This is a genomic window from Paracoccus sp. J55 (assembly GCF_000513975.1).
GTDB lineage: Bacteria > Pseudomonadota > Alphaproteobacteria > Rhodobacterales > Rhodobacteraceae > Paracoccus.
On the sequence record NZ_AZVA01000005.1, the window covers coordinates 137,272 to 158,432 of the forward strand.

The following is a 21,161-nucleotide window of genomic DNA, read 5'->3' on the forward strand; positions in this document are numbered from 1 at the left end:
GATGTCTGTTGAGACCGGCGAGGCCATCGAAGTCCGCGAGGGCGTAGACCGCGAGACCGTCGAGACCGTTCAAAGCATGGGGTCCTACAAATACGGCTGGGACACCGAGATCGAGATGGAATATGCCCCCAAGGGCATCAACGAGGACATCGTCCGGCTGATCTCGAAGAAGAACGAGGAGCCGGAATGGATGACCGAGTGGCGGCTGCAGGCCTTTCGCCGCTGGCAGACCATGACCGAGCCGAAATGGGCGATGCTGCATTATCCCGAGATCGCCTATCAGGAGCAGTATTACTACGCCCGCCCGAAAAGCATGGAGGTCAAGCCGAAGTCGCTGGACGAGGTCGATCCCAAGCTGCTGGCCACCTGTGAAAAGCTGGGCATCCCGCTGAAGGAGCAGATGATCCTGGCCGGGATCGAGGGCGCCGAGGGCGCGCCGGCCGAAGGGCGCAAGGTCGCGGTGGACGCGGTCTTCGACAGCGTCAGCGTCGGCACCACCTTCAAGGACGAGCTGGCCAAGGCCGGGGTGATCTTCTGCTCGATCAGCGAGGCCATCCGCGAGCATCCCGAACTGGTGAAGAAATACCTGGGCTCGGTCGTGCCGCAATCGGACAATTTCTTCGCCACGCTGAACTCGGCGGTCTTCTCGGACGGCAGCTTCGTCTATGTGCCGCCGGGGGTGCGCTGCCCGATGGAGCTGTCCACCTATTTCCGCATCAATGCCGAGAATACCGGCCAGTTCGAGCGCACGCTGATCATCGCCGACAAGGGCTCTTACGTCAGCTATCTGGAAGGCTGCACCGCGCCCAAGCGCGACGTGGCGCAACTGCACGCGGCGGTGGTCGAGATCGTCGTGCTGGAGGATGCCGAGGTCAAGTATTCGACCGTGCAGAACTGGTTCCCCGGCGACGAGGAAGGCAAGGGCGGCATCTACAACTTCGTCACCAAGCGCGCCGATTGCCGCGAGGCGCGGGCCAAGGTGATGTGGACCCAGGTCGAGACCGGCTCGGCGATCACCTGGAAATACCCGTCCTGCATCCTGCGCGGTGACGAGAGCCAGGGCGAGTTCTATTCCATCGCCATTGCCAACAACCACCAGCAGGCGGATACCGGGACCAAGATGATCCATCTTGGCAAGAATACCCGCTCGCGCATTGTTTCCAAAGGGATTTCCGCCGGGCGGGCGCAGAACACCTATCGCGGCCTCGTGTCGATGCATCCGCGCGCCAAGAACAGCCGCAACTACACGCAATGCGACAGCCTGCTGATCGGCGACAAATGCGGCGCCCATACCGTGCCCTATATCGAGGTCAAGAACACCTCCTCGCGCGTCGAGCACGAGGCGACGACCTCGAAGGTGGATGACGACCAGCTCTTCTATTGCCGCCAGCGCGGCATGGACGAGGAGGAGGCGGTCGCCCTGGTGGTGAACGGCTTCTGCCGCGAGGTCTTGCAGGCGCTGCCGATGGAATTCGCCATGGAGGCGCAGTCGCTGGTCGCCATCAGCCTGGAAGGGTCGGTCGGATGATCGTCACCACCACCCCCGGCATCGAGGGCCGCCGCATCAGCGCCTATCACGGCGTGGTGACGGGCGAGACCATTATCGGCGCCAACATCTTCCGCGACATCTTCGCCGGGATCCGCGACATCGTGGGCGGCCGTTCCGGCGCCTATGAATCCGCGCTGGCCTCGGCCCGCGAAACCGCCTTGTCCGAGATGCAGGACCGCGCGACCGCCCTGGGCGGCAATGCGGTGGTCGGCGTCGACCTGGACTATGAAGTCATCAACAACATGCTGATGGTGTCGGCCTCCGGCACCGCCGTGACCGTCGAATAGGAACCGAACCATGCTGGAAATCAAGAATCTGCACGTCAAGCTTGAGGACGAGGACAAGCAGATCCTCAAAGGCGTCGATCTGACCGTCCCGGCTGGCGAGGTCCATGCCATCATGGGGCCGAACGGCTCGGGCAAGTCGACCCTGTCCTATGTGCTTTCGGGCCGCGACGGCTATGAGGTGACCGAGGGCGAGGCGAGCCTGGAGGGCGAGAGCCTGCTGGAGATGGAGCCCGAGGAGCGCGCCGCCGCCGGCCTGTTCCTGGCCTTCCAGTATCCGGTCGAGATCCCCGGCGTCGGCAACATGACCTTCCTGCGCACCGCCGTGAACGCGCAGCGCAAGGCGCGCGGCGAGGAAGAGCTGTCCTCGGCCGAGTTCCTGAAGCTGATCCGCGAAAAGGCCCGCACCCTGAAGATCGACGCCGAGATGCTGAAGCGCCCGGTCAATGTCGGCTTCTCGGGCGGCGAGAAGAAACGCAACGAGATCCTGCAAATGGCCATGCTGGAGCCGCGCATGTGCATCCTGGACGAGACCGATTCCGGCCTCGACGTCGATGCGATGCGGCTGGTGGCCGAGGGGGTGAACGCGCTGCGCTCGCCCGACCGGGCCTTCCTGGTGATCACGCATTACCAGCGGCTGCTGGACCATATCCGGCCGGACGTGGTGCATATCATGGCCGACGGCCGCATCGTGCGCACTGGCGGGCCCGAACTGGCGCTGCAGGTCGAGCAGCACGGCTACGGCGATCTTCTGGCGGAGGTCGGGTAATGGCGGACACGGCTGTTCTTGCCGCGCAGGTTCCCGCGGTCGAGGGCAAGGCCCGTCCCGGCGACACCGCCCTGGCGGCGCGCCTGGACGCGCTGGACCTGCCGCGCGGCGGCTTTACCCGTCCGGCGCGCGAGGATGCGGCGCAGCGGCTGCAGGCCATGGGCCTGCCCGGCGCGCGCGACGAATACTGGCGCTATACCGATCCGGCAGCTTTCAACGCCGCCCGGCCGCAGCCGGTCGATCTGGCTGCCGATACCAGCACCCTGTTCACCGGCATTGACCGGCTGAACATCGTCTTCGTGGACGGGCGCCTCGATGCCGCCGCCTCGGATGCGCTGGAAGCCGAGGGGGTCGAGATCGAAAGCCTCGCCGCCGCCGAGGCGCGGGCGGATCACTGGGCCGCCGGGCTCTATGGCCGGCTGGAAGCCGCCGGGCAGGTGCCGGTCAAGCGTCCCTTCGCGGCGCTGAATACGCTGGCCGCCGCCGAGGGCGTGCTGATCCGCGTCACCGGCAAGCCGGACCGGCCGGTGCACATCACCTATCGCCGCTCGGCCGCCGATGCGGACGTCCATCTGCATCACGTCGTCAAGCTTGAAGAGGGGGCCGAGCTGACGCTGCTGGAAACCGGCTCGATCGGCGCGCGCTCGAACGTGGTGATCGAGGCCGATCTGGGCCAGGGCGCGCGCTTCCACCACATCAGCGCCAAGCGCGCCAACGATCCCAAGCTGGGGCTGGGCCATATCTTTGCCCGCGTCGCCGCCGAGGCGCTGTTCAAGTCCTTCACCTTGACGGTCAACGGGCTGATGATGCGCAACGAGGCGGTGATCGACATTGCCGGCGACGATGCGGTGGCGCATATCGCCGCGGCGGTGCTGGGTGACGGCGACATCGGCCGCTTCCACCACGACGACACCGTCTTCATCACCCATGCCGCCGAGCGTTGCGAAAGCCGGCAGGTGTTCAAGAAGGTGCTGAAGAACGGCGCCGAGGGCGTGTTCCAGGGCAAGATCCTGGTCAAGCCCGGCGCGCAGAAGACCGACGGCTACCAGATCAGCCAGGGGCTGCTGCTGGACGAGGGCAGCCAGTTCCTCGCCAAGCCCGAGCTGGAAATCTATGCCGACGACGTGAAATGCTCGCATGGCTCGACCACCGGGGCGCTGGACGAGACGGCGCTGTTCTACCTGCGCTCGCGCGGGGTGCCGAAGGAACGCGCCATCGTGCTCTTGGTGCTGTCCTTCCTGGCCGATGCGCTGGACGAGATCGAGGACCAGCGGCTGCGCGACGACATCCTCGGCCGGCTGGAAGACTGGCTGACGGCGCGCGCGGGCAATCCGGGCAAGGCCGGTTCGGGCGGGGCATGAGCCGGGCCGGCATCGTCCCGCGCATTCTGGAAAGCTGGTGGGCGCCGGGCAGGGTGGTCAGATCCCTGCGCGGCATGCCCGACCGGGCGCTGATCGTCGTGCTGATGGCGGCGATGCTGGTGTTTCTGGTCGCGCAGGCCCCGGGCCATGCCCGGGATGCGCAGCTCATGCCCGAGGTGCCCTTGGGCGCGCGCATGGGCGGGGCGCTGCTGGCGGTGATGTTCATGATGCCGCTGCTGGCCTATGCGGTGGCGGCGCTGGTCTCGGGCCTGTCGCGGCTGACGCCCTGGCCGGTGGCGCCGCTGGATTCGCGCCTGGCGCTGTTCTGGGCGCTGCTGGCGGTGGCGCCGGCGATGCTGCTGGTGGGGCTGACCGCCGGCTTGGTCGGCCCCGGTCCGGCGCTTGGCCTGACGCGGGCGGTGGCGGGTCTGGGCTTTCTCGTGATATGGGGCGCGGGACTGCGCGCATTGGCGGGGAACAGATGAAACTGGGCGATCTTGGCGACCTGACGGTCCTGACCCTGCGGGACCCGGAGGCAGCCGTCCGCGTGCTGCGCGAGCTGGACTTGCCGATGGTGGCGCGCTGGATGGTGCTGCTGCTGGCGGTGACGCTCTCCACGCTGCTTGCTGCGCTGTCGCTGCTGCTGTTCCCGGTCGAGGTGGACAACCCCGTCTCGCGCATGCTTTCCGAACCGATGACGCTGGCCGGCATCCAGCTGGGCGCCATGGTGCTGTCGGCCCTGTTCGTTGCGCAGATCGGGCGGCTGTTCGGCGGCCATGGCACCTTTCCCGACGCCCTGCTGATCGTCGGCTGGGTCGAGCTGATGCTGGTCGGGCTGCAGGCTGTGCAGGTGGTGATGATGGCGCTGTTTCCTGCCACGGCCACGCTGCTCTCCATGCTGGCCTTTGGCCTTTTCCTTTATCTTGCCGTGACCATGACCAAGGCGTTGCACGGCTTCACCAGCACCGGCAAGGTGGTGGTGGGCCTGATCGGCAGCGTCTTCCTGCTTGGCTTCGTGCTGTCGCTGATCGCGGCGGCATTCGGCATCGTCCCCGAGGTGACACCATGAGCTTCGACGTCGAAAAGGTCCGCACCGATTTCCCGATCCTGTCGCGGCAGGTGAACGGCCGGCCTCTGGTCTATCTGGACAATGGCGCTTCGGCGCAGAAGCCGCGCGCGGTGATCGATGCCATCACCCGCGCCTATGAGGCGGAATATGCCAATGTCCATCGCGGGCTGCATTTCCTGTCCAATCTCGCGACCGAGAACTATGAGCGCGTGCGCGCCATCATCGCCCGCTTCCTGAACGCCCCGCGCGAGGACGAGGTGATCTTCACCTCTGGCGCGACCGAGGGCATCAACCTCGTCTCCTATGGCTGGGCCGCGCCGCGCCTGCAGGCGGGCGACGAGATCGTGCTGTCGGTGCTGGAGCATCACGCCAATATCGTGCCCTGGCATTTCCTGCGCGAGCGCCAGGGCGTCCAGCTGAAATGGGTCGAGCCCGAGCCCGACGGCAGCCTGCCGCCCGAGAAGGTGCTGGCGGCGGTGGGGCCGCGGACAAGGCTGATCGCCGTCACCCATATGTCGAACGTGACCGGCACCGTGGTCGATATCGGCGCCATCGCGCGCGGCACCTCGGTGCCGGTTCTGGCCGACGGCAGCCAGGCCGCCGTGCACATGCCGGTGGACCTGTCCGCGCTCGGCGTCGATTTCTACTGCATCACCGGGCACAAGCTCTATGGTCCCTCGGGGTCGGGCGCGATCTGGATCCGGGCCGAACGGCAGGCCGAGATGCGGCCCTTCATGGGCGGCGGCGACATGATCCGCACCGTCACCCGCGACAGCGTCGATTATGCCGACCCGCCGCTGCGCTTCGAGGCCGGCACGCCCGGCATCGCCAACCAGATCGGGCTGGGCGCGGCGCTGGAATACCTGATGGCGCTTGGCATGGAGAACATCGCCGCGCATGAACGCGACCTGCGCGACTATGCCCGCGACCGGCTGCGCAGCCTGAACTGGCTGTCGGTGCAGGGCGACGCGGCCGAGAAGGGCGCGATCTTCTCGATGACCATGCAGGGCGCGCATGCGCATGACATCTCGACCATCCTCGACAAGCGCGGCATCGCCGTGCGGGCGGGGACGCATTGCGCCACGCCGCTCTTGGATTATTTCGGCGTCACGGCCACGGCGCGCGCCAGCTTCGCCATGTACAACACCCGCGCCGAGGTCGATGCGCTGATCGACGGATTGACCTTCTGCCGCGAGCTTTTCGCCTGAACCCCATTGCAGAGCCGCGCGTTTGCGGGTAATCAACGGGGGCTCGCGGTCCCATAGCTCAGCTGGATAGAGCGCTACCCTCCGAAGGTAGAGGCCACACGTTCGAATCGTGTTGGGACCGCCATTTTCCCCTTCATCCGCCCTGCCGCCGCGTTTCCTGATCCGGCGCTGCGATGGAAAGAAGCCCCGCTCATGGCAGGAGCGGGGCTTGCGTTCGCTGCGGATCTCGGGAGGAAAAATTCCGCAGCCTCTGGGTGACTGATCCGGGGACCGGCCTGTGCAGCCTATCTGGGGGCGGCCGCGGCAAAGGGGAATGCGGGATCACCCGTGACGCGGCGTCATCCGTGGGGTTTGCCTTGGGCGCGTGAAAAACCCGGCCATCGCGGAGGCGACAGCCGGGCGCAAAGGAAGACCCAGGACAGGGTCAGGCGAGTTCCAGGTTCAGCCGCTTCTCGAAGGCGCCGCGATAAAGCTGCGACAGTTCGGCCAGCGGCGCGGCGTCGCCGCCAAGCGAGACCCGGTCGGCGCCGAAGCGGCCGACGCGCGCCAGCGGCACGCCTGCCGTCTGGGCCGCCGCGATCAGTTGCGCGGCATTCTCCTCGCTGCAGGCGACCAGATAGCGGGCCTGATCCTCGCCGAAAAGCTGGGCGATATCGGCGCTGTCCAGCGTGACGCCCAGGCCCGCCGCCTCGGCCAGCTCGAAGGCGGCCAGCGCCAGCCCGCCATCCGACAGGTCGGTCGCGGCCGAGACCAGCTTGCCATGGGCGCGCAGGAACTCGCCGTTGCGCCGCTCGGCGGCCAGGTCCACATGCGGCGCGTCGCCCGCCTCGATGCCGAAGGCTTCGGCGGCCAGCGCCGACTGGCCAAGATGGCCGCGGGTCTCGCCTATGACCAGCGCGATGTCGCCCTCGGCCGGCAGGCCGGCGATCAGATCGTCCAGGTCGGCGATCAGCCCGACGCCGCCGATGGTGGGCGTGGGCAGGATGCCCTTGCCGTCGGTCTCGTTGTAAAGCGAGACGTTGCCCGAGACGATGGGGAAGTCCAGCGCCGCGCAGGCCTCGCCGATGCCCTTGATGGCGCCGACGAGCTGGCCCATGATCTCGGGCTTCTCAGGATTGCCGAAGTTCAGGTTGTCGGTGGTGGCCAGCGGCAGGGCGCCGCAGGCGGTCAGGTTGCGATAGGCCTCGGCCACCGCCTGCTTGCCGCCCTCATAGGGGTTGGCCTTGACATAGCGCGGCGTCACGTCGCTGGTGAAGGCCAGCGCCTTGCGGGTGCCGTGCACGCGCACCACGCCGGCGCCGAGGCCGGGGCGGCGGATGGTGTCGGCGCCGACCTGGGTGTCGTATTGCTCCCACACCCAGCCCTTGTGGGCGTAGCTGGGGCTGCCGATCAGCGATTTCAGCGCAGCGATGGGGGTGATGGCGGGCAGGGCGGACATCTCGCCCGCTGCCGGGGTCTCGATCCAGGGACGGTCGTATTCCGGCGCGCTGGAGCTGAGCTTGGACAGCGGCAGGTCGGCTTTGACCTCGTTGCCGTGGACGATCAGGAAACGGTCCTCGGCGATGGTCTCGCCGACGATGGCGAAGTCCAGATCCCATTTCTCGAAGATCGCCCGCGCCTCGGCCTCCTTCTCGGGCTTCAGCACCATGAGCATGCGTTCCTGCGACTCGGACAGCATCATCTCATAGGCGGTCATGTTGGTTTCGCGCTGCGGCACGGCGTCGAGCACCAGCTTGATGCCCAGGCCGCCCTTGTCGCCCATCTCGACCGCCGAGCAGGTAAGGCCCGCCGCACCCATGTCCTGGATCGAGATCACGCTGTCGGTCTGCATCAGCTCCAGGCAGGCCTCCAGCAGGCATTTCTCGGTGAAGGGGTCGCCGACCTGCACGGTGGGGCGCTTTTCCTCGATGGTGTCGTCGAACTCGGCCGAGGCCATGGTCGCGCCGCCGACGCCGTCGCGCCCGGTCTTGGCGCCCAGATAGACCACCGGCATGCCGACGCCCGAGGCGGCGGAATAGAAGATCTTGTCGCTGTCCGCGAGGCCCGCCGCAAAGGCGTTCACCAGGCAGTTGCCGTCATAGCTGCGGTGGAAGCGCACCTCGCCGCCGACGTTCGGCACGCCGAAGGCATTGCCATAGGCGCCGATGCCCTCGACCACGCCCTTGACCAGATGCGCGGTCTTGGGATGCTCGGGCCGGCCGAAGGACAGCGCGTCCATGGCGGCGATGGGGCGGGCGCCCATGGTGAAGACGTCGCGCAGGATGCCGCCGACGCCGGTCGCGGCGCCCTGGTGCGGCTCGATATAAGAGGGGTGGTTGTGGCTCTCCATCTTGAAGACCACGGCCTGGCCGTCGCCGATATCCACGACGCCGGCGTTCTCGCCCGGGCCGCAGATCACCTGCGGGCCCTTGGTCGGCAGGGTGCGCAGCCATTTCTTCGAGGACTTGTAGGAGCAATGCTCGTTCCACATCGCCGAGAAGATGCCGAGTTCGGTGAAGCTCGGCTCGCGACCGATGATCTCGAGGATGCGCTGGTATTCGTCGGGCTTGAGCCCGTGCGCGGCGATCAGTTCCTCGGTGATCTGCGGTTCGTTCATGTCTGGCGCCCTTTTCCCCGGTTTCCCGGGCCTTTTAAGCGCAGGCGGGGCTTTAGGAAAGGGGCCGCGCGCGGCCCGGCGCGGCGGCGATCCGAAACGGTTCTGCCGCGCCGCGGCGAAGGCGCGGCCGGCGGGCAAAAAAAAAGCCGGGCATGAAGCCCGGCTCAAGTCCAACAGGGAGGTTGAAGGTGATGAGAATTGCTTCAAATCATCCCCTTCGAGATCGGAAATATGTGCAGTCGGCGAACGGTTCAAGGATGATTTCCGCATTGCGGCACATGGCCGATATGCATTCTGCGAATGCCTCGGGCAGAACGGCCGGGCAACTGCCCGTTTGCCGCTCATCCGAGGGGGCGGTCGCCGGCCTGTTCCTCGGTCTGCTGCCTGCGCAGCGACTGGATTTCCTCCAGCACGAAATCGCGGAAGGCCGCGACCCGGCGCGAGGCGCGCAGTTCTTCCGGGAAAGCCAGAAAGACCGGCACCTCGCCGGATTCGATATCCGGCAAGACGCGGGTAAGGTTGGGAAAATCGGCGCTGAGGTAATCCGGCAGCACGCCGATGCCGACGTGGTTCAGCACCGCCTGCAGCACGCCGAAATAGTTGTTCACCATCAGCGTCGATTTCATGGTCCGCGCCAGCAACATCTGCGACAGCACGGCGCCCGAGCTGACCTGCGGCGTCTGCGGGCTCTGGCAGATCAGCCGGTGCGGCGCCAGATCCTCGAGCGTGTGGGGCACGCCGGCCTTTTCCAGATATTCAGGTGTGGCGTAAAGCCGCATGCGGATATTGAGCAGGCGGCGCCGGATCAGGTCCTGCTGGTTCGGCTCTTTCATGCGGATGGCGACATCGGCCTCGCGCATGGGCAGGTCGAGGACGCGCTCTTCCAGCATCAGGTCGATCTTGAGGTCCGGATAGCGGTCATAGAGCTTGGCCAGGCGCGGCACCAGCCACATGGTGCCGAAGCCGGTGGTCGTGGTGACCTTGAGCTCGCCGAAGACGTTCTCCTCGCTGTCGCGGATGCGGGCAGCGGTGGTGTCGAGCTTGCGGACCATGGACGAGGTCGCCTCGAACAGCAGTTCGCCCTGTTCGGTCAGGATCAGTCCCCGGGCATGGCGGTGGAAAAGCGTGGTGCCCAGCGAATCCTCCAGCGCGCGGATCTGGCGGCTGACGGCGGATTGGGACAGGTGCAGAACATCGCCCGCGTGGGTCAGGCTGCCCGCGTCGGCGACGGCGTGAAATATTCTTAACTTATCCCAATCCATAACAGTGCTTTCTTGCGGCATCAGCCATGCAATCCGTGCAACCCTTACCACAGAAGGTTAGCGGAACAAGCCTGCAAAACGCCCGGAAAACCCTTTATCCGTCAGTGTTGCTGACGCACACTGCCCGCCGAACCGCCATCCGCACGGAAAGGGCCGGACAAGCGTGCAGAATACCGCCCGGGGGGCCCGATTCTCCGCGGGGCGCCGTCACGGGCTTTTGAACGCCGGCGGCATCGGGATGGGCCGCCGCGGGCCCTGGCCGCATGACATAAATCATGGCGTTCCCTCGCCTTGCGTCCTAAAAAGGCGCGTCGCGAGCAGGAGGCTAGTCATGGCGGTAGGGGTTTTCGATTCGGGTCTGGGCGGGCTGACGGTTCTGGCCGCGATTGCCGCCCGCATGCCGGACCTGCCCTTGGCCTATCTGGGCGACAACAAGCACACGCCCTATGGGGTGCGCGACGCCGAGGATATCTTCGACCTGACCTGCGCCGGGGTCGAGCGGCTTTGGGACGAAGGCTGCGATCTGGTGATCCTGGCCTGCAACACCGCCTCGGCCGCGGCGCTGCGGCGCATGCAGGAGACCTGGCTGCCCGAGGGCAAGCGCGTGCTGGGGGTCTTCGTGCCGATGATCGAGGCGCTGACCGAGCGGCGCTGGGGCGACAACTCGCCGCCGCGCGAGGTGGCGGTCAAGCATGTGGCGCTGTTCGCCACCCCCGCCACCGTCGCCAGCCGCGCCTTCCAGCGCGAACTGGCCTTCCGCGCTATCGGCGTCGATGTCGAGGCCCAGCCCTGCGGCGGGGTGGTCGACGCGATCGAGATGGGCGACGAGATCCTGGCAGAGGCGCTGGTGACCAGCCATGTCGAGGCGCTGCTGCGCCGCATGCCGCATCCCGAGGCGGCGATCCTGGGCTGCACGCATTACCCGCTGGTGCAGGCCGCCTTCCAGAAGGCGCTGGGGCCGCAGGTCAAGGTCTATTCCCAGCCCGATCTTGTCGCCGAAAGCCTTGAGGACTACCTGAAGCGCCATCCGGAGATGCTGGGCAGCGGCACCGTCTCGCGCTTCCTGACCACCGGCGATGCCGAGCGCGTCTCGGGCAAGGCCACGCAATTCCTCCGCCATCCGATCAGGTTCGAAAGTGCCTGAAACTGGAAAGCTTGAACGATGAAATCACTGAAGAAAAAGCGCCGCATCCAGATCATTGTCGCCGCCGCCCTGGCGCTGGTGCTGGCGGTCGGGCTGATCGGCTACGGGTTTCGCGACGGCATCAACCTGTATCGTTCGCCCAGCCAGATGGCTGAAAGCCCCCCCGAGGCCGGCGAGGTCTTTCGTCTGGGCGGGCTGGTCGAGGACGGCAGCCTGATCCGCGGCGCCAGCGAGACGGTGAGCTTCCGCGTCACCGACGGCGGCGCCTCGATCCCGGTGCGCTTTACCGGCGTGCTGCCCGACCTGTTCGCCGAAGGCCAGGGCATGATCGGCACCGGCCGGATGGAGGGCGACACCTTCGTCGCCACCGAGATCCTGGCCAAGCATGACGAGAACTACATGCCGCGCGAGGTCATCGACTCGCTCAAGGAGCAGGGCGTCTACGAGGACCCGAACTCCTGACGCAACGCGCGCCTGGTTAACAGGGCGTTAACCGCACTCCCCCAGCCTTGGCCCCATTTCCGCAAGTGGGGGCTGGCATGAAGACAGTGGAACAGATCGCGGCCGAGATCGTCGCGCGTGAGGGGGGCTACGTCAACGATCCCGACGATCCGGGCGGGGCGACGAATTTCGGCGTGACGCTGGCGACGCTGCGGCGGCTGGGCATCGACAAGACCGGCGACGGGCGCGTCGATATCCGCGACGTCAGGGCGCTGACCCGCGCCGATGCCGAGCGCATCTTCGTCGAGCATTACTTCCGCCGGCCGCGTCTGGCGGAACTGCCGGCCTCGGTGCAGGCCTCGGTCTTCGACATGTATGTCAATGCCGGCACCAATGCGGTGAAGATCCTGCAACGGCTGGTGACGCGCATGGGCTTTGCCGCGACCGACGACGGTCTGGTCGGGCCGCGCACCATCCTGGCCGCCCGGCAGGCCGAGGCGGCGGCACCCGGCCATTTCGCCGATGCCTACGGCATCGCGCGGCGCAACTACTACTATTCGCTGGGCGATGCGCGCCCGGCCAGCCGCAAATACGCCCGCACGCAATCGGGGGGCAAGGGCGGCTGGATCCTGCGGGCCGAGGAGTTCATCTCGCCCCGCTATCACCTGTCGCTGGCCGAGCATCGCGCAAGGGTGGCGGCATGGGGCTGATGGACCGTTTCCTGGGGGCGGGCGCCGCCGCCGCCACCGTCGCCAATGCCGCCACCGGCATGGCCGAGGTGTTCCGCGAGAACGCCACCCGCCGCATGGAACTGGACGAGCAAGCCTATGCCCGCGCCATCACCCAGCACGGCGCGGAATTCGCCGCCGCGCCGCGGGGCTGGTTCGATGGCATGATGAACGGGCTGAACCGGCTGCCGCGTCCCATGATGACGCTGGGGACGCTGGCGCTCTTCGGCTATGCCATGGTCGAGCCCGAGGGCTTCGGGCTGCGGATGCAGAACCTGAACCTTGTGCCCGAGCCGCTCTGGTGGCTGCTGGGCGCCGTCATCAGCTTCTATTTCGGCGCGCGCGAGGCGCATTACTTTCGCAGCCGGCCCGTCATCCGCAACGCACCCCCGGCCACGCCGCTGACGCTGCCGGCGCCGGAGGCCGGCGGGTCCTTCGGCGACAATCCGGCCCTGCGCGACTGGGCCGAGGCGGAAGCCGCGAAATAGCGATGCTGTGACAATCTGGCAGGCGCGGGGGGCTGGCTTGCCGCCCGCGCCACGGCTATTCTGCGGGGCAGCCACCCGGAGGAAGCCCATGATCGCCGAAATCGGCCATTTCGCCCTGATCCTTGCCTTTGCCGTGGCGCTTTTCCAGATGATCGTGCCGATGATCGGCGCCGCCAGGGGCTGGGGCGGCTGGATCGACAGCGCCCGCCCCGCCGCGCTGGCGCAATTCGGGTTGATCGGCATTTCCTTCGCGGCGCTGACCGTGGCCTTCGTGACCTCGGACTTCTCGGTCGCGCTGGTCTACGAGAATTCGCATACCGCCAAGCCCATGCTCTACAAGATCAGCGGCGTCTGGGGCAATCACGAGGGCTCGATGCTGCTCTGGGTGCTGATCCTGTCGCTGTTCGGCGCGGCGGCGGCTAGCTTCGACGCCAACCTGCCGCCCAAGCTGCGGGCGCGGGTGCTGTCGGTGCAGGCGGCGATCGGCGCGGCCTTTCTGGCCTTCATCCTGTTCACCTCGAACCCGTTCGCCCGCATGGCGAGCCCGCCCTTCAACGGGCGCGACCTGAACCCGCTGCTGCAGGACCCCGGCCTCGCCTTTCATCCGCCGTTCCTTTATCTCGGCTATGTCGGGCTCAGCATGGCCTTCAGCTTCGCCGTGGCGGCGCTGATCGAGGGGCGGGTCGATGCCGCCTGGGCGCGCTGGGTCAGGCCCTGGACGCTGGCGGCCTGGGTCTTCCTGACCATCGGCATCGCGCTGGGGTCCTGGTGGGCCTATTACGAGCTGGGCTGGGGCGGGTTCTGGTTCTGGGACCCGGTGGAGAACGCCAGTTTCATGCCCTGGCTGATCGCCGCCGCGCTGCTGCATTCCGCCATCGTCGTGGAAAAGCGCGAGGTGCTGAAAAGCTGGACCATCCTGCTGGCCATCATGGCCTTCGGCTTCTCGCTGATCGGCACCTTCATCGTGCGTTCGGGCATCATCACCTCGGTGCACAGCTTCGCCAGTGACCCCGAGCGCGGCGTGTTCATCCTGGCGATCCTGGCCTTCTTCGTCGGGGGGGCGCTGCTGCTCTTTTCCGTGCGCGCGGCCTCGATGCAGGCGCGGGGCGCCTTCGCCCCGGTCTCGCGCGAGGGGGCGCTGGTGCTGAACAACATCCTGCTGGCGGTTTCGGCCTTCGTGGTCTTCATCGGCACGGTCTGGCCGCTGGTGGCCGAGATGGCCTGGGACAAGAAGCTCTCGGTCGGCGCGCCCTTCTTCGAGAAGGCCTTCACCCCCTTCATGGTGGCGCTGGCGATCATCCTGCCGCTGGGCGCGATCCTGCCATGGAAGCGCGGCCGGCTGAAGCGCGTGCTTTATCCGCTGCGCGGCGCGCTGGTCTTTGCCGCCGCCGTCATGGCGCTGGTCTTTGCCGTCTCGACCGGGCATTCGGCGCTGGCGGTGATCGGCGCCGGGCTGGGTGCCTGGCTGGTCGGCGGCGCGGTGGCCGACCTGTGGCTGCGCACCGGCAATTCCGGCCTTGCGCGCCTGCGCCGCCTGCCGCGCGCCGATTGGGGCAAGGCGGTGGCCCATGCCGGGCTGGGCGTCACCTTCATCGGCATCAGCCTGCTGATGGCCTGGCAGGTCGAGGACATCCGCGTCGCCCAGGTCGGCCAGACCTTTACCGTCGCCGGCTATGACATCACCCTGGAGGCGGTCGAGGAGCGCACCGGCCCGAACTACGATTCCATCGTGGCCACGATGAGGGTCGGCCGCGACGGCCGGCAGGTCGCCCTGCTGCATCCCGAAAAGCGGGTCTATCCGGTGCAGGCCATGCCGACGACCGAGGCGGCGATCCAGAACGGGCTGTTCCGCGACCTCTATCTGGTGATCGGCGACGAGCAGCAGGCCGGCGGCTGGGCGGTGCGCAGCTATATCAAGCCCTTCGCCAGCTGGATCTGGCTGGGCTCGGCGCTGATGGCGCTTGGCGGCTGCATCAGCCTGTCCGACCGGCGCTATCGCGTCGCCGCCGGCGCACGGCAGAGCCGGGCCGCGGCCCAGCCGGCGGAGTAGGCGATGCGCGCGCTGATCCTGACCCTGTCGCTGCTCTTGGCGCTGCCGGCCCTGGCGGTCCAGCCCGACGAGGTGCTGTCCGACCCGGCGCTGGAGTCGCGGGCGCGCGAGATCTCGAAGATCCTGCGCTGCCCGGTCTGTCAGGGCGAGACCATCGACGAATCCAATGCGCCGATCAGCCGCGACCTGCGGCTTTACCTGCGCGAGCGGCTGGTCGCGGGCGACAGCGATGCCGAGGCGGTGCAGGCTGTCACCGACCGTTTCGGCGAATACGTGCTGTTCGAGCCGCCGGCGCGCGGGGTGAACTGGCTGCTTTATCTGGCCGGGCCGGTCATGGCGGTCCTGGCGCTGCTGCTGGGCTGGCGCTTCGTGCGCTCGCGCAACCTGCCCGAAGAAGGTCCGGCCCGGCTCTCGGACGAGGAAAAGGCCCGGCTGGACCGGATCATGCGCGACTGACGCAGGGTCGGGCCTTTTCCCCTGGCCGGTGCTTGGGCAGGATGGCCGAAAGCAGGGGGACCGGATGAGCTTTCAGACCATCGAATTCACGCATCGGGACGGCATTGCGCGGCTGGCGCTGAACCGGCCCGACACCGTCAACGCGCTGAACCGCACCATGCGGGCCGAGATCGTGGCGGCGATGACGAACCTGCCGCAGGGCACGCGTTGCGTGGTGCTGACCGGGACCGGGCGCGGCTTCTGCTCGGGCCAGGACCTGACCGACGCCACGGCCGGCTTCGACGTGGAAACCATCCTGCGCGAGGAATACGAGCCGATGCTGGCCGCCATCTCGGACGCGCCGGTGCCGGTGATCGCGGCGGTGAACGGCATCGCGGCCGGGGCGGGGGCCAATCTGGCGCTGGCTGCCGATGTGGTCATCGCCAGCGAAAGCGCCAGTTTCGTGCAGGCTTTCAGCCGCATCGGGCTGATCCCGGATGCGGGCGGCACCTTCATCGTGCCGCGCTCGGTCGGCGTGCCGCGCGCCATGGGAATGATGCTGTTCGCCGACCGCATCCCGGCGGCCCGGGCGGCGGAATGGGGGCTGATCTGGGAGGCGGTGCCGGACGCGGAATTCGCGACCGTGGTGGCAGAGCGGGCGCGAACCCTGGCCGAGGGGCCGACCGCGGCCTTCCTGGCGATCCGCCAGGCGCTGCGGGCATCAAGCGGCAACGACATGGCGGCGCAACTGCAGCTGGAGGCGCGGCTGCAGGGCGAGATGGCGCGCAGCCGGGATTTCGCCGAGGGCGTCGCGGCCTTTCTGGAAAAGCGCGCGCCGCGGTTCATCGGACGCTGAGCCGGGCGCGCTGCGGCCGGGCTCAGCCGATGCGCAGGAAGCGCGGCGCCGAGTCGCGGTTGTCGAAGAAGGGCACCGTCGGCGGCGGGACGAGCGGGCTGTCCCCGGCCGCGGCCAGCAGGCCGGCGACTTCGGCCAGCACCACTTCGGTGATGAAGGGCAGGTCCAGCGCCCGCGCCTCGGGCAGCGGCACCCAATGCAGATGCGAAAGCTCGTCGCAGGCGGCGCTGAAATCGTTGCGGTCGCCATGCAGGCGCTCGGCATCCAGCAGCAGGAAGCGGGCGTCGAAGCGGCGCGGCCGGCCGGGCGGGGTGATGGCACGGAACAGGTAGATCAGCGCCGAAGGATCCGGCGCCAGCCCGGCGCCGGAATAATGGTCCCAGCCGCTGGGGGCGGGGCCGGGCCGGCCGGTCAGCAGGCCGGTTTCCTCGGCCAGTTCGCGCAGGGCGGCGGCGGCCAGCGCCAGCGGCGTGGCGGCCGAGTCGGGGCGCGGCTCGGCCGCCAGCAGCGCCGAGGTCCGGGGCGGCAGGTCGCCGGCCAGCCGAACCTGCGCATCGGCGGCATCCACCGCCCCGCCGGGAAAGACGTATTTCGAGGGCATGAACACGGCCGAGGCGCCCCTTTGCCCCATCAGCACCGACGGCCCGCCGCGGGCCTTGCGGTCCAGCACGATGACGGTGGCGGCGTCGCGGATCGGCGGCTCGGCGGCGCTGCGGCTTGCGGGGGCGGTTCCGGCCTCGGCGCTCACGACGCGGCAGCCTCGATTCCCGCGGGCCCGGCGCCGAAGCCATGCATGCGGCGCGCCCATTGGAAGCCGATCATCCCGCCCTTGATCAGCGGCAGCAGCAAGAGCGACAGCACGACCGCGCCCAGGCTGAAGCCGATCAGCATCGCCATGGCCGAGGGCCGATACATCATGTAGACCGCCAGCAGCAGCGGCGCGCCCAGATGCGAGACCAGCAGGATGGTCAGATAGGCCGGCCCGTCATCGGCCCGCTGGTGGTGCAGTTCCTCGCCGCAATGCGGGCAGGCCGGGCGGACCGACAGGTAGCCCCGGAACAGCCGCCCCTCGCCGCAGGCGGGACAACGGCCCAGGGCGCCGCGCAGCATGGCCGGCTTGACGGGACGTTCGGGCAGGGTGGCATCGGAATAGGTATGAGGCATCGGCGCGTTCCTTTCCTGTTCCGCCCCTATGTAGGACAAGAGGCCCGCAAAGAAAAGCGCCGCGGCCGACCGCGGCGGCAGCGGCAAAGCGACGCAGCGGCCTCACGCCGCGATCATCTGCGAGGCCATGACGATCCGGTTGCGCCCCGAGGATTTCGCATTGAGCAGCGCCCGGTCGGCGCTGGTCAGCAGCGCCTCGGGGTCCAGTGCCGGCGCATGCGGACCGGGATGGCCGACCGCCACGCCCGCCGAGATGGTGACGTCCAGCTCGGGCAGCGCGCAGCCATGCGGCAGGGCGACCGGCGCGGCCATCACCGCATGGCGCAGCGCCTCGGCGATCCGGCGGGCGCTGCGGGCCGGGCAATCGGGCAGCACGGCCAGGAATTCCTCGCCGCCGATCCGGGCCAGCAGCGCGCCCTCGGGCAGCGCGGCGGCGAGGCGGGCGGCGATCTCGGCCAGCACCGCGTCGCCGGCGGGATGGCCGTGGACGTCGTTCACCTGCTTGAAACGGTCCAGGTCCAGCAGCATGACCGCCAGATCGCCCCGGCCCTCCTGCGCCTCGGCCGCGAGTTCGGCCAGGCGGGGCAGGGCATAGCGGCGATTGTGCAGCCCGGTCAGCGGGTCGGTCATCGCCCAGCGCATGTTGCGCCGGGTTTCATGCCGGCGGCGGTCGGCCTCGTGCTTGCGGGCAAGCTGGGCTTGCAGGCGCATGGCCGATTCGGGCGCTGCGTCGGGACCGGCGAGATCCCAGGCCAGCACGTCCCCGGCGCCGAGGTCCAGCGCCACCGGCATCATCTCGGCCCGCCCGGCGCGCAGTGCGACGACGAAGCCCGCCTCGCGCGAATGCGGGCGCGAGCGCAGCTCGGACAGCAAGCGCAGCCCGTCGCCCGGCTGCTGGATATCCGCCGCGATCAGGTAAAGGTCGGCCACCCGGCCCGCCGCCGCCTCGGCCAGGGCGCGCTCGGGATCGCTGACCGAGATCGCGAAATCGACCCGGCCCTGCAGGGCGTGGCGCCAGCCCAGGGCGGTGGCCGGCTGGTCGGCGACGAAGACCGCGCGCGGCCGGGCGTCATGGGCGTCATGGGCGTCATGGGCAAAGCCCGCCGCCGCCTCGGCCAGGCCGGGAAGGGGGTCTGGCAACGCGCCCGCCTCGTGCCGGATCAGCCCGCGGATCCGGGCCAGCAGCGTCAGTTCGTCGCCCGGTTCGACCAGCGCCGCGGCGCCGGCGCGCAGCGCCGCCACGCGATCCGGGCCGCTGGCCTGGAGCAGCACCGGCAGCTCGGCGCCGCAGGGCAGGGCGCGCAGTGCCGCGCAAAGCGCCGGCCCGGCCATATCGGGCAGGCTGGCGCCGATCAGCACGATCTGCGGGTGGATCAGCCGCGCCATGCGCAGCGCCTCGGCCCCCGAGGCGGCGGTCGAGACCTCGTAGCAGGCCGAGACCAGCCGCACCTTCATGGTGATGCGATTCGTCGGCACGCCGTCAACGACAAGAATACGTCCCGCCATGGTCATGCCCGCTTTACACCCGCTGCCCTGGCCCGCATCTTGCGCGACAATGGTTAACAAATCCTTTCCGGCCGCGACGATTTCGCCGCGGCCTCGAAGAAGGCGAGAGACGCATGACACCGAACGAGGCGCGCGACATCGCGGAGGCGGGCTTCGCCCATATCGCCGGGGACGCCGATCTGGCGGGGGCGCTGCTGGCGCAATCGGGCAGCGACGTGGCGGGCCTGCGCGCCATGGCGGCGCGGCCGGAATTCGCGGTCTTCGTGCTGGATTTCCTGCTGGAGCAGGACCAGCGCGTGCTGGACTTCGCACAGGTCGCGCAGATCGCGCCGCAGCGGGTGCAGATGGCGCGCGCCGTGCTGGGCGGGGGCGACCCCTGGTAGGGCCGCCCGCCGCCTCAGGCGACCTCGGCGAAGACCTTGTCGAGCGCCTTTTCCAGCTTCTCGAACATCTCGTCCATCTGCGCCTCGGTCAGGATGAAGGGCGGGCACAGCACGATGGACTGGCCCAGCGGCCGGCAGATCAGCCCCAGATCGGTGCAGGTATTGGCGATGCGCTCGCTGACCGAAAGCTTGCCGTCGAAGGGGGTCTTGCTCGGCTTGTCCTTGACCGCCTCCAGCGCCCACATGAAGCCGATGCCGCGATATTCGCCGATGTTCGGCCGGTCGGCGATGCGCTTCAGCCCCTCTTCGAAGCGGGGGGCGAGGCGGCGGACATTCTCGGCCAGCCCCTCGTTCATCACCACGTCGATGGCCTTCAGCGCGATGGCGCAGCCGACCGGATGGCCCGAGGCGGTGAAGCCGTGCGGAAACTCCTCGATCGCCTCGACGGCGGCCTCGACCCGTTTCGCGAGGTCGGGGCCAAGGATCACCGCGCCCATGGGGAAAAAGCCCGCCGTCAGGTTCTTGGACGAGATGATGGCATCGGGCATGAAGTCGTAGGTCAGGCAGCCCCAGGTGCTGCCGGTCCGCCCGAAGCCGCAGATCACCTCGTCCGAGATCATCGGGATGTCGTGCTTTTTCAGGATCGGCAGGATGGCCTGGAAATAGCCCTGGGCCGGCGGGATCACGCCCCCCGCGCCCATCACCGGCTCGGCGAAGAAGCCGGCGATGGTGTCGGCGCCCTCGCGGGTGATGGTATCCTCCAGCTCGCGGGCCAGGCGGGCGACGAATTGCGCCTCGGTCTCGCCTTCCTCGCCATAGCGCCAGTAATGCGGGCAGGTCAGGTGGATGAAGCCGGGCAGCGGCAGGCCGAAGACCGAATTGTAGGGCTTGCCGGTCATCGAGGCCGAAACCGCGGTCACGCCGTGATAGGCGTTCCAGCGCGTCAGGATCTTGCGCTTCTGCGGCTTGCCTTCGGCGGCGTGCAGGAACCACAGCATCTTGACCATGGTGTCGTTCGCCTCGGAGCCGGAATTGGTATAGAAGACCCGGCCGCTGTCGAAGGGCGAGACCTCGACCAGCTTTTCCGACAGCATCACCGTCTGGTCGGACATGCGGCCGAAAAAGGCGTGATAGCCGGGAAAGCGGTCGTATTGCGCCTTGGCGGCCTCGATCAGGCCCTTGTGGTCGAAGCCGGCGACCATGTTCCACAGGCCGGAATTCGCATCCAGATAGCGGCGGCCATGCACATCGACGATATAGGGACCCTCGCCATGGGTCACGACGACGGTGCCCCGCTGATGGACCGAGGGCATGTCGGTGAAACCATAGAGCGAATAGGTCTCGGCCCGGGCTTCCCAGCTTTGCGGTTGGTTCATGTCGTCAGCCTCCATCTGCTTTGCGGGCAGGCTAGCCGGGCGCCGGGGGCGGTTCAATGGGGCGCCGTCGCGGTTCGGGCCAAGTGCCGGCCGCGGCGCGGCCCGCCCGGCGAATTGCCCGACGGTGCGGCGAAAACGCCGCCTAGCGCGGGCGGGGCAGGCCGATCCGGTCCAGTGCCGCCTCGATGGCGGAAAGCGGCGCGGCGCGCGTCTCGGCCACCAGCGCGTCGAAGCGGCGGCGCAGCGCGGCTTTCTCCTCGTCCCGGCAATCGTTCCAGGGCCGGCCCTGCAAGCCCATGTGCAGCACGTAATAGCCGATGAAATGCGGCCGCTCGCCGGCGGCCAGCAGCGCGCGATAGGCCTCGTGCGCGCCGCAGCGGCGCAGGGCGGCCGCATCGGGAATGCCGGCCGCGACCAGGGCGCGGGCGGTCGCGGGGCCGATATTCGGGATCGTGGTCAGGTCGCTCATCTTCGCCCAGACTTTCCAAGGCA

Annotated in this window: 22 protein-coding genes and 1 tRNA gene; 16 read left to right on the plus strand and 7 right to left on the minus strand. The window is 68.4% G+C overall.

What is annotated here, in order from left to right; all coding sequences use genetic code 11:
* The first annotated feature begins 1 nt into the window (after position 1).
* The 8 genes from sufB (at position 2) to PARJ55_RS0107095 (ending at position 6,364) form a co-directional block, all read left to right on the plus strand.
* Positions 2-1,528, plus strand: a complete 1,527-nt coding sequence (sufB, locus tag PARJ55_RS0107060) for a Fe-S cluster assembly protein SufB (protein WP_028712395.1) — start codon at positions 2-4, stop codon at positions 1,526-1,528.
* On the plus strand, positions 1,525-1,836 hold the full coding sequence (locus PARJ55_RS0107065; RefSeq protein WP_028712396.1) for a heavy metal-binding domain-containing protein: 312 nt from the start codon (positions 1,525-1,527) through the stop codon (positions 1,834-1,836). The genes sufB and PARJ55_RS0107065 overlap by 4 nt, the downstream gene beginning before the upstream one ends.
* A 10-nt stretch (positions 1,837-1,846) precedes the next feature.
* The gene (gene sufC, locus PARJ55_RS0107070; protein WP_028712397.1) at positions 1,847-2,602 is read left to right on the plus strand and encodes a Fe-S cluster assembly ATPase SufC; all 756 of its coding nucleotides are present in this window, start codon (positions 1,847-1,849) and stop codon (positions 2,600-2,602) included.
* The gene (locus tag PARJ55_RS0107075; protein WP_156929440.1) at positions 2,602-3,963 is read left to right on the plus strand and encodes a SufD family Fe-S cluster assembly protein; all 1,362 of its coding nucleotides are present in this window, start codon (positions 2,602-2,604) and stop codon (positions 3,961-3,963) included. The genes sufC and PARJ55_RS0107075 overlap by 1 nt, the downstream gene beginning before the upstream one ends.
* Positions 3,960-4,448: a hypothetical protein gene (locus tag PARJ55_RS0107080; protein WP_028712399.1), complete on the plus strand. Its 489-nt coding sequence runs from the start codon at positions 3,960-3,962 to the stop codon at positions 4,446-4,448. The genes PARJ55_RS0107075 and PARJ55_RS0107080 overlap by 4 nt, the downstream gene beginning before the upstream one ends.
* Entirely contained in the window at positions 4,445-5,032 is a 588-nt protein-coding gene (locus PARJ55_RS0107085) for a YIP1 family protein (protein WP_028712400.1), read from the plus strand. The genes PARJ55_RS0107080 and PARJ55_RS0107085 overlap by 4 nt, the downstream gene beginning before the upstream one ends.
* The gene (locus PARJ55_RS0107090; protein ID WP_028712401.1) at positions 5,029-6,240 is read left to right on the plus strand and encodes a cysteine desulfurase; all 1,212 of its coding nucleotides are present in this window, start codon (positions 5,029-5,031) and stop codon (positions 6,238-6,240) included. Before PARJ55_RS0107085 ends, PARJ55_RS0107090 begins: the two co-directional genes overlap by 4 nt.
* A gap of 47 nt (positions 6,241-6,287) precedes the next feature.
* Positions 6,288-6,364, plus strand: a tRNA-Arg gene (locus tag PARJ55_RS0107095).
* Between the two features lie 300 nt (positions 6,365-6,664).
* On the opposite strand, the gene purL is transcribed toward PARJ55_RS0107095, so the two are convergent.
* Complete coding sequence (gene purL, locus PARJ55_RS0107100; protein ID WP_028712402.1) at positions 6,665-8,836, minus strand: phosphoribosylformylglycinamidine synthase subunit PurL; 2,172 nt, start codon at positions 8,834-8,836, stop codon at positions 6,665-6,667.
* A gap of 341 nt (positions 8,837-9,177) precedes the next feature.
* Positions 9,178-10,098 carry a LysR family transcriptional regulator gene (locus PARJ55_RS0107105; protein ID WP_028712403.1) on the minus strand — a complete coding sequence of 307 codons (921 nt, stop codon included), beginning with the start codon at positions 10,096-10,098 and terminating at the stop codon, positions 9,178-9,180.
* Positions 10,099-10,429: 331 nt separating this feature from the next.
* Here PARJ55_RS0107105 and PARJ55_RS0107110 point away from each other — a divergent pair, with 331 nt between their 5' ends.
* The 7 genes from PARJ55_RS0107110 (at position 10,430) to PARJ55_RS0107140 (ending at position 16,240) form a co-directional block, all read left to right on the plus strand.
* A complete protein-coding gene (locus tag PARJ55_RS0107110) occupies positions 10,430-11,242 on the plus strand; it encodes a glutamate racemase (protein ID WP_028712404.1) in 813 nt (270 codons plus the stop codon).
* Positions 11,243-11,260: 18 nt separating this feature from the next.
* The gene (gene ccmE / locus PARJ55_RS0107115; protein WP_028712405.1) at positions 11,261-11,704 is read left to right on the plus strand and encodes a cytochrome c maturation protein CcmE; all 444 of its coding nucleotides are present in this window, start codon (positions 11,261-11,263) and stop codon (positions 11,702-11,704) included.
* A 77-nt stretch (positions 11,705-11,781) separates the two neighbouring features.
* Positions 11,782-12,393: a holin-associated N-acetylmuramidase gene (locus PARJ55_RS0107120; RefSeq protein ID WP_028712406.1), complete on the plus strand. Its 612-nt coding sequence runs from the start codon at positions 11,782-11,784 to the stop codon at positions 12,391-12,393.
* Entirely contained in the window at positions 12,384-12,899 is a 516-nt protein-coding gene (locus PARJ55_RS0107125) for a holin family protein (protein ID WP_028712407.1), read from the plus strand. Before PARJ55_RS0107120 ends, PARJ55_RS0107125 begins: the two co-directional genes overlap by 10 nt.
* Before the next feature lie 88 nt (positions 12,900-12,987).
* Complete coding sequence (locus PARJ55_RS0107130; RefSeq protein WP_028712408.1) at positions 12,988-14,949, plus strand: heme lyase CcmF/NrfE family subunit; 1,962 nt, start codon at positions 12,988-12,990, stop codon at positions 14,947-14,949.
* A 3-nt stretch (positions 14,950-14,952) separates the two neighbouring features.
* The gene (locus PARJ55_RS0107135; RefSeq protein ID WP_028712409.1) at positions 14,953-15,405 is read left to right on the plus strand and encodes a cytochrome c-type biogenesis protein; all 453 of its coding nucleotides are present in this window, start codon (positions 14,953-14,955) and stop codon (positions 15,403-15,405) included.
* A 64-nt stretch (positions 15,406-15,469) separates the two neighbouring features.
* Positions 15,470-16,240, plus strand: a complete 771-nt coding sequence (locus PARJ55_RS0107140) for an enoyl-CoA hydratase-related protein (protein WP_028712410.1) — start codon at positions 15,470-15,472, stop codon at positions 16,238-16,240.
* A gap of 22 nt (positions 16,241-16,262) precedes the next feature.
* Here the strand turns inward: PARJ55_RS0107140 and PARJ55_RS0107145 are convergent, their stop codons facing one another.
* From PARJ55_RS0107145 to PARJ55_RS0107155, 3 genes are all read right to left on the minus strand, one after another.
* Positions 16,263-16,988, minus strand: a complete 726-nt coding sequence (locus PARJ55_RS0107145) for a DNA mismatch repair protein MutT (RefSeq protein ID WP_028712411.1) — start codon at positions 16,986-16,988, stop codon at positions 16,263-16,265.
* Entirely contained in the window at positions 16,985-17,404 is a 420-nt protein-coding gene (locus PARJ55_RS0107150; RefSeq protein WP_028712412.1) for a DUF983 domain-containing protein, read from the minus strand. Before PARJ55_RS0107150 ends, PARJ55_RS0107145 begins: the two co-directional genes overlap by 4 nt.
* Positions 17,405-17,506: 102 nt before the next feature.
* The gene (locus PARJ55_RS0107155; RefSeq protein WP_028712413.1) at positions 17,507-18,910 is read right to left on the minus strand and encodes a diguanylate cyclase domain-containing protein; all 1,404 of its coding nucleotides are present in this window, start codon (positions 18,908-18,910) and stop codon (positions 17,507-17,509) included.
* A gap of 113 nt (positions 18,911-19,023) precedes the next feature.
* Between PARJ55_RS0107155 and PARJ55_RS0107160 the strand changes: the two genes are divergently transcribed.
* Positions 19,024-19,293, plus strand: coding sequence for a DUF3572 domain-containing protein (locus tag PARJ55_RS0107160; protein WP_028712414.1), 270 nt, complete (start codon positions 19,024-19,026; stop codon positions 19,291-19,293).
* Between the two features lie 14 nt (positions 19,294-19,307).
* Here the strand turns inward: PARJ55_RS0107160 and PARJ55_RS0107165 are convergent, their stop codons facing one another.
* Complete coding sequence (locus PARJ55_RS0107165; RefSeq protein WP_028712415.1) at positions 19,308-20,669, minus strand: aminotransferase; 1,362 nt, start codon at positions 20,667-20,669, stop codon at positions 19,308-19,310.
* Between the two features lie 142 nt (positions 20,670-20,811).
* Positions 20,812-21,138: a TfoX/Sxy family protein gene (locus tag PARJ55_RS0107170; protein ID WP_028712416.1), complete on the minus strand. Its 327-nt coding sequence runs from the start codon at positions 21,136-21,138 to the stop codon at positions 20,812-20,814.
* Positions 21,139-21,161 lie beyond the last annotated feature (23 nt).